Source organism: Aggregicoccus sp. 17bor-14, assembly GCF_009659535.1.
Classification (GTDB): domain Bacteria; phylum Myxococcota; class Myxococcia; order Myxococcales; family Myxococcaceae; genus Aggregicoccus.
Genome location: NZ_VJZZ01000018.1, coordinates 48,070 through 61,032, shown reverse-complemented (window position 1 = coordinate 61,032; position 12,963 = coordinate 48,070). Strand labels below are relative to the sequence as shown.

Genomic DNA, 12,963 nt, shown 5'->3' with positions numbered 1-12,963 from the left:
GGGAATGGCCGTGGACGGCAAGGTCGCCCGAGGACGCGGAGCGCTGCGCACGGCCGCGACGAGGTCCGTGCTCGTCTCACTGCTCCTGCTGGGCGCCGCCGCCCACGCGCAGCCCGCGGTGCACCCGCTGCCCTTCACCGAGCCCTATGTGGAGGCGCACTACGCCTTCCTGCGCGAGGCGGTGGGCGCGCGGACGCTGGTGCAGCTCGCGGACCCGCTGCGGGTGAGCGAGGAGGGGGCGCGCGCGCGGCTGCCGCTGGTGCGCTACCTGCACGAGGCGCTGGGCTTCGACCTGCTCGCGCTGGAGGGCAGCCCGCTGGACGCGTGGCTCGCGATGGAGCTGCTCTACGACCCGGGCGGCAGCGCGGAGGCGCGGCTCGCGCGCGCGCAGGACCTCGCGTGGTTCGCGCCGTACCAGACGCCGGGCATGCGCGCGCTGCTCGCGTACGTGCAGGGGACGCAGGGCACGGCGCACCCGCTCTACCTCACCAGCTTCGACGTACAGCCGGGCGTGGCGCGCGCGTACCTGGCGGGGTGGCCGGTGTTCGACGCCCTCTTCGCCGCGCTCGCGCGCTACGCGCCGCGGCCTCCGGAGGCGGTGCGCTGGCGCGTGGCGCTGGAGGACCTGGTGGCCTGCCGCGCGAAGGGCTTTCCGGACACGGCGGCGAGCGAGCGCGAGGCGCTGGAGGCGATTGCAGGCGTGGAGCGGTGGATCGCCGCCGCGCAGCCCTCGCTGCGCGCCGCCCGGCCCGCGCTGCATGCCGCCGCGCTCGCGCGGGTGCCGGAGGCGCTGCGCGCGCGGGTGGAGCTGTGCTCGCGCGACCTCGCCTCGGGGGAGCGGCGCGAGTGGACCACCTACCTCGCCGCGCGCGATGCGCTCGCGGCCCGGCACGCGCTCGCCCTGCGCGCGCTCGCTCCGGGAGGGCGGGTGCTCCTGTGGACGCACCAGGCGCAGGCGCTGCCGGCGGCGCAGGCGCACGGCGCGCCCACCTTCGGCGCGCTGCTGCAGCGCGCGGCGCCCGGGCAGCTCTACACGGTGGGGCTCTTCGTGGGCGAGGGGCGGGGGCTGGAGGTGGAGGGTCGCGCGGTGCCTCCCTTTGCCGAGCGCGCGCTCGCGCCGGCAGGGGAGGGAAGCGCGGAGGCGCTGCTCGCGCGGGTGACGGGAGGCCGCAGCGCGTTCGTGGACCTGCGCGGGCTCACGGCCGCTTCCGCGCCGGACTTCTTCCGCCCACTGCCCAGCCGCAGCGAGGTGCGCGGGCAGGCGGAGGTGGTGCTCGCGCGCGACCTGGGCGCCGCGCTCTACCTGCCCCAGGTGAGCGCCCCCCGCCTGCTCTTCGCCTCGCCGCGGCTACAGGCGGCCATCCGCGCCGCCGGCTACGCGCAGGACCACGGACGCTGGCTCTTCCCGCCGCTCATGCTCGCGGTCATCGCCCTGCTCGTCCACCGCGTGCGCCGCCGTCAAAGAGTTCCGCCCGAAGCCCTGCGCCCCCGTCCTCCGTCTCCTTCTGGAAGAGGGCCTGCGTGAGGGTGCCCGGCTGCCCTGCTGACGTTCCCACCGTGCCCCCGCCGCGGCTGGCCCGCTCCGGGCTGGCAGGTGGGAACACTTGCGCGAGCGAGCCGACCCCGCAGCGCGTGTCCAGCTTTTGTCCCTGAGGACGAGAAATGAGCCGAGGAGGTGCCTCCGCGCGGTGCGGGTGGGCCTCCTCGCTCGCTTCCCGGCCCGGGCGAAGGTTCACACGACCAAAGGGGATGAGATCATGTTCGAGCGTTCTGGCATTCGAGAAGGCATGGTGGTGCGCAGCGCGGACGGCGAGAAGCTGGGCAAGGTGTTCGCGGTCGGCGACGACGCCTTCCACATCGAGAAGGGGCTGTTCTTCCCCAAGGACTACGTCGCGCGCTTCGGCGACATCCAGGACATCCGCGACGGTGAGATCATCCTCTCGCACGGACGCGACAGCCTGCGCAGCGCGGACGATGCCTCGTACGCCTCGACCACCGGCACGGCCGGCCTGGGCAGCTCTGCGTCGATGAACGCGAGCCAGTCGATGACGGGTGAGTCCTTCACCAACGACGCGACGCGCACCGGCGCGCGGGCGCTGGGTCCCACCGAGGGCGCCACGCTGAACGACGGCCTGGGCCGCAGCGACGCGGCCTACGCGCGCGAGGGCTTCAGCGGCCAGGGCACGCAGCGGCTCGACAACGACCGCGAAATCGCAGTGCCCGTGGCGCGCGAGGAGCTGGACGTGGTGAAGCGCGAGCGCGAGGCGGGCCAGGTGCGCATCACGAAGGAGGTGGTGAGCGAGGAGCAGGAGGTGAGCGTCCCGGTGCGCAAGGAGCGCGTGCGCGTGGAGCGGCGCAACGTGGAGCCGGGCCGCCCGGCGATGAGCGCCTCGTTCAAGGACGAGACCATCGTGGTGCCGCTGCGCGAGGAGGAAGTGGACGTGCGCAAGCGCGTGGTCTCCGAGGGCGAAGTGGTCGTCCACAAGGACGCGGTGGAGGAGGAGCGGCGCGTGGCGGAGACGGTGCGGCGCGAGCAGGTGGACGTGCGCACCGAGGGCGACGTGGAGGACGCGGACCGCACCCGCTCGGGCTTCCGCGCCCCGGACGACGACCCGCTCAAGCGCTACTAGCGCGCCCGCGTCACCGTGAATCAGAAGCCGCCCTCGCATGGAGCGTCGAAGCTCTGCGCGAGAGGCGGCTCTTCACGTCCCGCGCAGCGCCCACCGCGATCCCCTGCCGCCCAGGCAGCCATCGCTGTCCTGCGCGACCCTGCTCGCCAGACCAATGCGCGCGCGGTGTCCAAGGTCTGCACTCTCTCTGGACCGGGACCTCTTCCGGGGCCCACGAAGCGAGGGCAGATGGCCGGCCTCAAGTCCCCGCACCGCCTGCTGCTCTCGAGCGCCGCACTCCTGGTCGGCGCTCCGGCGGCCGCGTGCACGCTGCTCCACGCGCGGGCGCTGCGGCGCGCGCGGCGGCTGCTGGCGCGAGAGCAGCGCGCGGCGGCCGAGCTGCAGGAGGCGCTCGCCGCGCTGCGGCTGCTCTCGGACGCGAGCGCCGTGCTCTCTCAGAGCCTGGAGCTCCCGGACCTCTTCACGCCCGTGGCGCAGCTCGCGGTGCCGCAGCTCGCGGACTGGTGCGCGGTGGAGCTCGCGCGCGAGCCGGGGACGCTGGAGCGGGTGGCGCTCGTGCGCGCGCAGGGCGGCGCGTGCGAGCCGCTGCTCGGCGCCCACGCGCTGCGGCCGGGCGACGGGGTGAGCCGCGTGATGGAGGGAGGGCGCGCGCGGATCGAGGCGGACTGCGACCTGCTGCTGCGGGAGCTCGCGGCGGATGCGGCCCAGCTCGAGGTGCTGCGAGGGCTGGGGGCGCGCTGCGCGATGGTGGTGCCCCTGCGCGCGCACGAGCACACCTTCGGGGTGCTGGTGTTCGCCGCCACGCGCGCGGAGCTGCAGTACGGGCAGGCGCAGCTGCGGCTCGCGGAGGACCTGGCCTGGCGCTGCGCGCTCGCGCTGGACAACGCGCGGCTCTACCGCGAGGCGCAGGAGGCCATCCGCGCGCGCGACGAGTTCCTCTCCATCGCGAGCCACGAGCTGAAGACGCCCCTCACCAGCCTGCAGCTGCACCTGCAGTCGCTGCGGCAGGGGGCGGCCGCCCCCGAGCGCCTGGGGGCGAAGGTGGAGGCGCTGCAGCGCCAGAGCCGGCGGCTCGCGGCCCTCACCGACCAGCTGCTGGACCTCTCGCGCATCCGGCTGGGGCGGCTGGACCTGAATCTCGAGTGGGTGGACCTGGCGGCGCTCGCGCGCGAGGTGGCGGCGCGCTTCGCCGAGGAGGCGGAGCGCCAGGGTGGCCGGGTGAGCGTGGAGGCGCCCGGGGCGCTGGTGGGGTCGTGGGACCGGCTGCGGCTCGAACAGGTGCTGACGAACCTGCTCTCCAACGCGCTCAAGTACGGGGCGGGCAAGCCGGTGCGCGTGCGGGTGCGCGAGGAGGCGGGCGCGGTGCAGCTCGCCGTGGAGGACCGGGGCATCGGCATCGACGCGGCGGCGCAGGCGCGCATCTTCGAGCGCTTCGAGCGCGCGGTGTCCGCGCGCCACTTCGGGGGCCTCGGGCTGGGGCTCTACATCGTGCGCGAGATCATCGAGGCGCACGCCGGCCAGGTGGCGGTCCGGAGCACCCCGGGCGAGGGCGCCACCTTCACGGTGACCCTGCCCCGCAGGCCCGCAGCAGGGCCCGGCCAGGAGGCCGGTGCGGAGGCGCTGGAGCCGGCCGCCGACGCCCTGAACTAGGGGCTAGTGCAGCCAGGTGCGCCCGCGCGGCGGGCGGAAGGCGTCCGGCTCGAAGGCGCTCGCGCGCACGTTGAGAAGCTCGCTCATCCGGGCGAGTGGGGCCCCTGCCCACACGCGGTAAAGTTCTTCCTCGCTCACGTGCCCCAGCAGCTCCCCGTGCTGCTCGTCCACCACGGGCAGGCGGGTGAGCCCGTAGCGCTGCATCACGCGCAGGGCGGTGAGCACGGTGTCTCGGGGAAAGAGGGACACGGCCTGGGAAATGAGGACCTGCGACTCGGTGCTGCTCAGCGACACGACGACCTCCCGCCATCCTGGCGAGCGCCGTGCGTAGCAAGCCGCTTGCCGAGCAGGCGCCGGGGTTGCCTTCCCAGCGGGAGTCGGGCGAGGGTTGCGCGCGAGGGAACGGCGCGCCCTTTCCTTTTGTCCGAATCGTCTGCCGCGCATCCCCCTTTTCTCCAGCCCTGCAGTCGGAGCCCCCCATGCCCGCGGACGCCACCCTGCTCACCGAGGTGCCCCTCTTCGCCGAGCTCGACGAGGCCGAGCGCGCCGTGCTCGCCGCCCAGCTGGACGAGGTGCGGGTGGCGGCCGGCGCCCGGGTGTTCAGCCGGGGAGACCCGGGCGGCGCCATCTACATCGTGGCGGAGGGGGAGGTGGAGATCTCGGTGGAGGACACCACCGGCCAGCGTATCGTGTTCGAGACGGCGTGCCGGGGGGACTTCTTCGGCGAGCTCAGCCTCCTGGACGGGGACCCGCGCAGCGCGGACGCGCTCGCGGTGAAGGAGACCCGCGCCCTGCGCGTGGACCGCCAGGACCTCCAGCTGCTCTTCCAGCGCCACCCGGGCAGCGCCATGGACGTGCTCACGGTGATGGGGCGCCGGCTGCGCGAGGCGGACCGGCACCTGCGCCAGCGCCCCAACGTCACCCCGAACCAGGCGGTGGACGAGCAGGTCACCCCGGTGCAGCGGGTGGCGGACTTCCTCTCCGCCTTCTCCGGCACCTTCCGCTTCCTGCTCATGCACGCCGTCTGGTTCGCGGTGTGGATCGCCCTGAACCTGGGCGCCGTGCCCGCGGTCGCCCCCTTCGACCCGTACCCCTTCGGGCTGCTCACCATGGTGGTGAGCCTGGAGGCCATCTTCCTCAGCTGCTTCGTGCTCATCAGCCAGAGCCGCAGCGAGGCGAAGGAGCGGGTGCGCTCGGACGCGGAGTACGAGGCGAACATCCGCGCGGGCCTCGAGGTGACCCAGCTGCACGTGAAGGTGGACCACCTCTACGAGCAGGTGATGGGGCGGCTGGACGCGCTGGAGCGCGGCGCGGCGGCGGCGCCCTCCCGCCCCGCCGGCGGCGGCGCGCGCCCCTAGTGGGCGAGCCCGCCGCGCAGGCCCAGCTCGCGCCCCTTGAGCGCCATCTCGGCGCGGTTCTCCACGCCCAGCTTGCGGTAGAGGCTGCAGACGTGGGCCTTCACCGTGCGCTCGGTGATGCCCAGGTGCGCGGCCACCTTGAGGTTGTCCATGCCCTGCGCCACGTAGCGCAGCACGTCGCGCTCGCGCGGCGTGAGATGGGCGAGCGGGTGGGCGTGCGCCCGCACCTCGGCGTCGCGCCGGCTCAGGTCCTCCAGGTTGTCCGGCAGCCGCTGCTCGCCCCGGCCCAGCGCCCGCACCGCCGCGAGCACCGTGTCGCGCCCCGCCTCCAGCTTGCACAGGAAGGCGCTCGCCCCGGCCGCGTAGCACTCGCTCACCGTGCGCGGGTCCCACTCGCCGCTGAGCACCAGCTGGCGCACGTCCGGGTGCGTCCGGCTCAGCTCCCGCACCGCCGTCAGCCCGTTCTCCACGATGCCCGCCCCGGGCCGCTCCAGCCGCAGGTCCACGATGGCCACCTCGGGCTGCAGCGCGTCCATCTGGCGCAGGAACTCCTCCGTGCTGGACGCGGTGGCCACCACCTGCAGGTCCTCCGCCTGCAGCAGCGCCACCAGCGTGTCGCGGAAGATGGGCTGGTCCTCGAGGATGGCGATGCGGATGTCCGGCTCCACGGCGCTCTCTCGCATGGGGGCTCCCGGGGCGCGCTCGCGCCCAGCAGCCAAGGCTAGGCACTCGTGCCCGGCACGGCCAGCCGCGAGTGTCGCGCGTTGAACCCGAGGCGGATGCGCCCCAGGCTGCGCACCCAGACGCAGCGTGCGTCCGCATGCAGCTCGAAGCGCACGCAGCAGTCGCCCGCGTAGAAGTGCAGGTCGCTGCCCGGCGCCGCGCGGAAGGGAGCCCAGCAGGGGGCCTCCGGGGGCATCAGCTCGGCCAGCGCCGCCACCCGCTCCAGCTGCGCGTCGATGCGCCGCAGCACGGAGCGCGGCAGCTCCGCCACCAGCTCGGCCAACTCGGGTGCTAGGGCGATGCGGTAGGCCATGGCTGGCGCTACCTTGCTTCCCGCGGACGGGCGCGCCCATTGGTCAGCTGACCAGGGTTGGAGGGGCCTGACCCGGCGGGAGGTCACCTGCCCGGCGGAGCGGCGAGCAGGCCCGCGCCCGGGCCCGGCGGCGCGAGCTCGGCCTAGAGCTCGACCTGGGTGCCCATCTCCACCACCCGGTTGGGCGGGATGCGGAAGAAGGCCGTGGCGCTGCGCGCGTTGCGGCTCATCCACACGAACACCGCCTCGCGCCACAGCGCCATGCCGGGCTTCTTGGTGGCGATGAGCGTCTCGCGCCCGAGGAAGAAGCTCGTCCCCATCACGTTGAAGGGAAGCCCCGCCTCCCGGCAGCGCTTGAGGATGTCCGGGATGCTCGGGTCCTCCATGAAGCCGTAGCGCGCGGTGACGCGCTTGAGCCCCAGCGGCAGGCTCTCCACGCTCACGCGCTCCGTGGGCAGCACGTGCGGCACGTCCTCGGTGGCGATGGTGAGCAGCACCGTCTGCTCGTGCAGCACCTTGTTGTGCTTCAGGTTGTGCAAGAGCGCGCTCGGCGCGATGTCCGGATTGCCGGTCATGAAGATGGCGGTGCCGGGCACGCGGATGGGCGGGTGGTCGCCGAAGCTCTCCAGCAGGTCCTGGATGCTGAGGCTCATCCCGCGCAGCTTCTTCTGCAGCAGCTCGCGCCCGCGCTTCCAGGTGGTCATCAGCGTGAAGAGCACCACGCCGAGGCTCAGCGGCAGCCAGCCGCCGTCCGCCACCTTCACCACGTTGGCCCCGAAGAAGCCCAGGTCCACCGCGAGGAACACCGCGGCAATCGGCATGGCCACCGCGCGGCTGACGCCCCAGCGCTCGCGCGCCACCACGTACGCGAGGCAGGTGGTGATGGCCATGGTCGCCGTCACCGCGATGCCGTACGCCGCCGTGAGCGCGCCCGAGGAGCGGAAGCCCAGCACCACCAGCACCACGCCGATGAGCAGGGCCGTGTTCACGCCCGGCAGGTAGATCTGCCCCTTCTCCTCGGCGCTGGTGTGCACGACCTCCAGGCGCGGGCTGTAGCCCAGCTGGATGGCCTGGCGCGTGATGCTGAACACGCCGCTGATGAGCGCCTGCGAGGCAATCACCGTGGCCGCCGTGGACAGCGCCACGAGCGGGTAGAGCGCCCAGGAGGGCGCGAGGAGGAAGAAGGGGTTTCGCGCGGCCGTGGGGTCGCGCAAGAGCAGCGCCCCCTGCCCGAAGTAGTTGAGCAGCAGCGCAGGCAGCACGAGGCTGAACCAGGCGAGCCGGATGGGGCGGAAGCCGAAGTGGCCCATGTCCGCGTACAGCGCCTCGCCGCCCGTCACCACGAGGAACACCGAGCCGAGGATGAGGAAGCCGTGCAGCCCGTTGTGCGCGAAGAAGCGCGCGGCGCGCAGCGGGCTCGCGGCAAGCAGCACGTGCGGGTTCTGCACCAGCTCGTGCGCGCCCAGCACCGCGAGCACCAGGAACCACACCGTCATCAGCGGGCCGAACACCGTGCCGATGTCCCCCGTCCCGTGGCGCTGCACGAGGAAGAGCGCGAGCAGGATGACCACCGTGATGGGCAGCACGTAGGGCGTGAACACGTGCGTCGCCACGTTGAGCCCCTCCACCGCGCTCAGGACCGAGACGGCCGGGGTGATGAGCCCGTCGCCATAGAGCAGCGCCGCGCCGAACAGCCCCAGCGCGAGCAGCACGGGCCGCCGCACGCTCGAGCGCTTCCCGGTGGGCGTGCGGTTCACCACCAGCGCGAGCAGCGCGAGGATGCCGCCCTCGCCCCGGTTGTCCGCCCGCATCACGAAGCCCAGGTACTTCACCGAGATGACGATGAGCAGCGCCCAGAACACGAGGCTGAGCACGCCCAGCACGTTCTCCGGGGTGGCCGCGATGCCGTGCTCGCCGCTGAAGCAGTCGCGCAGCGCGTACAGCGGGCTGGTCCCGATGTCGCCGTACACGATGCCCAGCGCGCCCAGCGCCAGCGCCACCAGGCGCTTGTGCGTGTCCGGGCCGCCGTGCGCGCGCGGCGCGTCCGGAGCATAGGAGGGGGAATCGGCCGGGGTCACCGAGCGCGGCGAGCCCGGCCCCTGACTGCTGGGGTCGGAAGACATTGCGTTCTCCTCGACGCCTGCGGGGTTAGCTGACGGGCTCGGGCCGGAAAGGAGAGTGGCCCTACGCGCTGTAACCTCGCGCGACTCGCCCCGACTGCACGGGTCCCCCGCTCCTGCCCTGAAGGCCGGACTCGGCGTTGGGGCGGCGGGATATCGCCCACGGGCCCCCGACGCAAGTGCGCCCGCCGCGCCGCGTCGTGCCACAGGACCGGATTTCCCTGTGCTCTCGGGGAGTTAGATCTCCACCTGGGTGCCCATCTCCACCACCCGGTTCGCCGGGATGCGGAAGAAGGCCGTGGCGCTGCGCGCGTTGCGGCTCATCCAGACGAAGAGCGCCTCGCGCCACAGCGCCATGCCGGGCTTCTTCGTCGCAATCAGCGTCTCGCGGCCGAGGAAGAAGCTGGTGCTCATCACGTTGAAGGGCAGCCCCGCTTCCCGGCAGCGCTTGAGGATGTCCGCGATGGAGGGGTCCTCCATGAAGCCGTAGCGCGCGGTGACGCGCTTGAGCCCCAGCGGCAGGCTCTCCACCGTGACGTGCTCGTTCGGCGGCACGTGCGGCACGTCCTCGGTGAGCACGGTGAGCAGCACCGTCTGCTCGTGCAGTACCTTGTTGTGCTTCAGGTTGTGCAGGAGCGCGCTCGGGGCGCTGTCCGGGTTGCCGGTCATGAAGATGGCCGTGCCGCTCACCCGCGTGGGCGGGTGCTCGCCGAAGCTCTCCAGCAGCTCCTCGATGGTGAGCGCCGAGTGGCGCAGCTTCGAGTGCAGCAGCTCCCGCCCGCGCTTCCAGGTGGTGAGCAGGGTGAAGATGCTGGTGGCCAGCACCAGCGGCACCCAGCCGCCGTCCAGCACCTTCACCACGTTCGCCCCGAGGAAGGACAGGTCGATGGTGAGGAACACCGCCACCATCGGCAGCGCGAGCGCGCGCCGCATCCCCCAGCGCTCGCGCGCGACGACATAGAGCAGGATGGAGGTGATGGTCATCGTCGCCGTCACCGCGATGCCGTACGCCGCGGCGAGCGCGCTCGAGGAGCGGAAGCCCAGCACCAGCACGATCACGCCCACGAAGAGCACCCGGTTGATGCCCGGCAGGTAGATCTGCCCCTGCTCCTCGGCGCTGGTGTGCACCACCTCGAGGCGGGGGCTGTAGCCGAGCTGGATGGCCTGGCGGATGAGGCTGAAGGCGCCGGACACCAGCGCCTGGCTCGCGATGATCGCCGCCACCGTGGCCAGCACCACCATGGGGTACAGCGCCCAGCTGGGCGCGAGGAGGAAGAAGGGGTTGCGCGCGGCGGAGGGGTCGCGCAAGAGCAGCGCCCCCTGGCCCAGGTAGTTGAGCATGAGCGCGGGCAGCACCACCGTGAACCAGGCCACGCGGATGGGCCGGCGGCCGAAGTGGCCCATGTCCGCGTACAGCGCCTCGCCGCCGGTGATGACCAGCACCACCGTGCCCAGCGCGAGCAGCCCGTGCACGCGGTTCTCGAGGAAGAAGCGCACCGCGTGCGTGGGCAGCAGCGCCCCGAGCACCGCGGGGTTGAGCAGGAGCTCGCGCACCCCGAGCACCGCGAGGCTGACGAACCACACCAGCATCAGCGGCCCGAAGATGGCCCCGATGCCCCCGGTGCCCCGCTGCTGCAGGAGGAAGAAGCCCACCAGGATGAGCAGCGCCACCGGGACGACGTAGGGCTCGAAGGCGTGCGTCGCGACGCTCAGGCCCTCCACGGCGCTCAGCACCGAGATGGCCGGGGTGATGACGCCCTCGCCGAAGAGGAGGGAGGCGCCCAGGAGCCCCAGCAGCACCAGCACCGGGCGCGTGGCGCCGCGCGCGCGCGCCTGCCCGGGCCGCTGCATCGCGAGCGACATCAGCGCGAGGATGCCGCCCTCGCCCCGGTTGTCCGCGCGCATCACGAACACGATGTACTTCACCGAGATGACGATGATGAGGCTCCAGAACACCAGGCTGAGCACACCCAGGATGTTGGTGGGCGTGGCCACGATGGCGTGCGGGCCGTGGAAGCACTCGCGCAGCGCGTACAGGGGGCTCGTGCCGATGTCCCCGTACACGATGCCCAGTGCACCCAGCGCAAGCGCCGCCACGCGCTTGAGTGCATCCGGCCCCGGGAGCGTCGCCGCGTCTTCTCGATGACTCACGGCCCCCTTCTAGCCATCCCCGGCGCCCGCGAACAGGGCGAGTGCACGCCAGGGGTCCCCACGCGACACGGGGTGTGGCTGCACACGAACCGTCCGTGAGGCCGGGGCTTGCGGTCTTCGCCCTTTTCCGCTGCCTCCCGCCGTGCGAAGCCACGGGGCGCATGAGCGAGCGGACCCGGATGGCGGACATCGACGCGGCGTGGCTCCACCTGGAGGAGCCCACGAACCTCATGATGATCACCGGCCTGCTCTGGTTCGAGACGCGCGTGGACCTGGAGCGCCTGAAGGCCACGCTGCAGCGGCGGCTCGTGGCGCGCTTTCCCCGCTTCGCCCAGCGCGTGGTGATGCTCGGGGGCGCTGCCTACTGGGAGACGGACCCCGCGCTCGCAGACCCCACGCACCCCGGCCACGCCGCGCGCCTCGCCGAGCACTTCACCGAGCTCACCCTCGAAGCGCCTGGAGACCGCACGGCGCTCGCCGCACGCGTGAGCGCGTTGATGAGCACGCCGCTGCCGCGCGAGCGCGCGCTGTGGCACTTCCACGTGCTGCACGGCTACGCGCCGGATGGGGCAGGGGGCGATGGCAGCGCGGCCGGCAGCGCGCTGGTGGTACGGCTGCACCACTGCATCGGGGACGGGGTGGCGCTCGCGCGCGTGCTGCTCAGCCTCACCGAGGACGCGAAGGGCGAGGCGCGCGCGCTCGCGGACCCCACCGGGGGCTTCACGGAGGCGCCGGCCGCAGAGGCGCCGGCCGCCACGGCGCCACGCGAGGAGGGCGGAGGCTTGAGCGGGCTGCTGCGAGCGGCCTCGGCGCAGCTCGCCGAGGACCCCACGCGGCTGTGGCGCGGGGCGGCGCGCGGCGCGCAGGGCGTGCGCGCGCTGGGCAAGCTGGTGGGGATGCGGCGCGATCCACGCGCGGGGCTCAAGGGACCGCTGGGGGCGCAGAAGCGCGCGGCGTGGAGTGCGCCCCTGCCGCTCGCGCAGCTCAAGGCGCTGGGGCGCGGGGCGGGCTGCACCGTGAACGACGTGCTGCTCGCGGCGGTGAGCGGGGCGCTGCGCCGCTACCTGGAGGCGCGCGGGCATCCGGCCGAGGACGTGCGCGCGCTGGTGCCGGTGAACCTGCGCCGCCTGGACCGCCCGCTGCCGCGCGAGCTGGGCAACCACTTCGGGCTCGTCTTCCTGCAGCTGCCGGTGGGCACGCTGGGCACGCGCGCGCGCCTGCTGGAGCTCAAGCGCCGCATGGATGCGCTCAAGCGCTCGCCCGAGGCCGGGGTCACCTTCGGGCTGCTGCAGCTGCTGGGCAAGACGCCGGTGCGCATGCTGGGCACACGCGCGCTGGTGGACTTCCTCGGGCACAAGGCGAGCGCGGTGATGACCAACGTGCCGGGCCCCCGCGAGCCGGTGTGGCTCGCGGGCGAGCGGCTCTCCGGGCTCATGTTCTGGGTGCCGCAGTCCGGCCACCTCGGCCTGGGGGTGAGCATCCTCAGCTACGCGGGGAGCGTCACGGTGGGCATCGCGAGCGACGCGGGCCTGGTGCCGGACCCGGAGGCGCTGGTGGAGGCGCTCGACCAGGAGCTCGCCACGCTGCGCGCCGCGCTGGACGCGGCGGCCTCCGTGCAGGGCTGACGGGCGGGCGAGGGCGATGGGGCCGGCTGCCCTCCGCTGTTGAAGGGTCAGAGGGCCCCGTCACCTGTGGCGCGCGGCCGGCGAGAGGAGGACCGGATGCACATCGACCCCGAGCAGGTACACGAGGGGATGCTCGTCTTCGACGCGCAGGGCAGACGCCTGGGCCACGTGGCGGCGGTGGGGGACACGCACTTCGAGATGGAGCGCGGCTACCTCTCGGCGCGCGACTACCTCATCCCGTACGCGCGCGTGGAGCGGGTGCAGGGGCGAGACCTCATGCTCGCCGCCGGCCCCCTGGACCTCACCCCCGAGGACGACGACGTGGGCGGCGCGCTGCCGCCCCACGGCCAGTCGGACTTCAGCGGCGAGCCGAACAACCTGTGAGCCCGTGTC

11 protein-coding genes and 1 riboswitch are annotated in these 12,963 nt (G+C 73.4%); of the genes, 6 read left to right on the top strand and 5 right to left on the bottom strand.

The genetic code is table 11. From position 1 onward, the window contains the following. Positions 1–4: 4 nt before the first annotated feature. The 3 genes from FGE12_RS26315 (at position 5) to FGE12_RS26305 (ending at position 4,280) form a co-directional block, all read left to right on the top strand. Positions 5–1,525 carry an erythromycin esterase family protein gene (locus tag FGE12_RS26315; RefSeq protein ID WP_153869374.1) on the top strand — a complete coding sequence of 507 codons (1,521 nt, stop codon included), beginning with the start codon at positions 5–7 and terminating at the stop codon, positions 1,523–1,525. A gap of 232 nt (positions 1,526–1,757) precedes the next feature. Further along, complete coding sequence (locus tag FGE12_RS26310) at positions 1,758–2,630, top strand: YsnF/AvaK domain-containing protein (protein ID WP_153869373.1); 873 nt, start codon at positions 1,758–1,760, stop codon at positions 2,628–2,630. 228 nt (positions 2,631–2,858) lie between these two features. Continuing rightward, positions 2,859–4,280 carry a GAF domain-containing sensor histidine kinase gene (locus FGE12_RS26305; protein WP_153869372.1) on the top strand — a complete coding sequence of 474 codons (1,422 nt, stop codon included), beginning with the start codon at positions 2,859–2,861 and terminating at the stop codon, positions 4,278–4,280. A gap of 3 nt (positions 4,281–4,283) precedes the next feature. On the opposite strand, the gene FGE12_RS30520 is transcribed toward FGE12_RS26305, so the two are convergent. After that, positions 4,284–4,574, bottom strand: a complete 291-nt coding sequence (locus tag FGE12_RS30520; protein ID WP_370459156.1) for a CBS domain-containing protein — start codon at positions 4,572–4,574, stop codon at positions 4,284–4,286. A 185-nt stretch (positions 4,575–4,759) separates the two neighbouring features. On the opposite strand from FGE12_RS30520, the gene FGE12_RS26295 reads away from it, so the two are divergent. Continuing rightward, positions 4,760–5,638, top strand: coding sequence for a DUF1003 domain-containing protein (locus FGE12_RS26295; RefSeq protein ID WP_153869370.1), 879 nt, complete (start codon positions 4,760–4,762; stop codon positions 5,636–5,638). On the opposite strand, the gene FGE12_RS26290 is transcribed toward FGE12_RS26295, so the two are convergent. The 4 genes from FGE12_RS26290 to FGE12_RS26275 all read right to left on the bottom strand — a co-directional run bounded on the left by FGE12_RS26290 (position 5,635) and on the right by FGE12_RS26275 (position 10,945). Continuing rightward, complete coding sequence (locus FGE12_RS26290; RefSeq protein ID WP_153869369.1) at positions 5,635–6,321, bottom strand: response regulator transcription factor; 687 nt, start codon at positions 6,319–6,321, stop codon at positions 5,635–5,637. The genes FGE12_RS26295 and FGE12_RS26290 overlap by 4 nt on opposite strands. Positions 6,322–6,359: 38 nt before the next feature. Then, positions 6,360–6,674: a hypothetical protein gene (locus FGE12_RS26285; RefSeq protein WP_153869368.1), complete on the bottom strand. Its 315-nt coding sequence runs from the start codon at positions 6,672–6,674 to the stop codon at positions 6,360–6,362. Between the two features lie 143 nt (positions 6,675–6,817). After that, positions 6,818–8,797, bottom strand: a complete 1,980-nt coding sequence (locus FGE12_RS26280; protein WP_153869367.1) for a potassium transporter Kup — start codon at positions 8,795–8,797, stop codon at positions 6,818–6,820. Continuing rightward, positions 8,797–8,944: riboswitch (cyclic di-AMP (ydaO/yuaA leader) on the bottom strand. It overlaps the preceding gene by 1 nt. 87 nt (positions 8,945–9,031) lie before the next feature. Continuing rightward, positions 9,032–10,945, bottom strand: a complete 1,914-nt coding sequence (locus FGE12_RS26275) for a potassium transporter Kup (protein WP_194798298.1) — start codon at positions 10,943–10,945, stop codon at positions 9,032–9,034. A gap of 161 nt (positions 10,946–11,106) precedes the next feature. On the opposite strand from FGE12_RS26275, the gene FGE12_RS26270 reads away from it, so the two are divergent. Further along, complete coding sequence (locus FGE12_RS26270; protein WP_153869366.1) at positions 11,107–12,570, top strand: wax ester/triacylglycerol synthase family O-acyltransferase; 1,464 nt, start codon at positions 11,107–11,109, stop codon at positions 12,568–12,570. A gap of 96 nt (positions 12,571–12,666) precedes the next feature. Further along, positions 12,667–12,954, top strand: a complete 288-nt coding sequence (locus tag FGE12_RS26265) for a DUF2171 domain-containing protein (RefSeq protein ID WP_153869365.1) — start codon at positions 12,667–12,669, stop codon at positions 12,952–12,954. Positions 12,955–12,963 lie beyond the last annotated feature (9 nt).

Excerpts from the sequence above, each read along its gene's own strand:
- FGE12_RS26315 (WP_153869374.1), top strand. The coding sequence starts at position 5 with ATGGCCGTGGACGGCAAGGTCGCCCGAGGACGCGGAGCGCTGCGCACG.
- FGE12_RS26310 (WP_153869373.1), top strand. The coding sequence starts at position 1,758 with ATGTTCGAGCGTTCTGGCATTCGAGAAGGCATGGTGGTGCGCAGCGCG.
- FGE12_RS26305 (WP_153869372.1), top strand. The coding sequence starts at position 2,859 with ATGGCCGGCCTCAAGTCCCCGCACCGCCTGCTGCTCTCGAGCGCCGCA.
- FGE12_RS26295 (WP_153869370.1), top strand. The coding sequence starts at position 4,760 with ATGCCCGCGGACGCCACCCTGCTCACCGAGGTGCCCCTCTTCGCCGAG.
- FGE12_RS26290 (WP_153869369.1), bottom strand. The coding sequence starts at position 6,321 with ATGCGAGAGAGCGCCGTGGAGCCGGACATCCGCATCGCCATCCTCGAG.
- FGE12_RS26285 (WP_153869368.1), bottom strand. The coding sequence starts at position 6,674 with ATGGCCTACCGCATCGCCCTAGCACCCGAGTTGGCCGAGCTGGTGGCG.
- FGE12_RS26280 (WP_153869367.1), bottom strand. The coding sequence starts at position 8,797 with ATGTCTTCCGACCCCAGCAGTCAGGGGCCGGGCTCGCCGCGCTCGGTG.
- FGE12_RS26270 (WP_153869366.1), top strand. The coding sequence starts at position 11,107 with ATGAGCGAGCGGACCCGGATGGCGGACATCGACGCGGCGTGGCTCCAC.
- FGE12_RS26265 (WP_153869365.1), top strand. The coding sequence starts at position 12,667 with ATGCACATCGACCCCGAGCAGGTACACGAGGGGATGCTCGTCTTCGAC.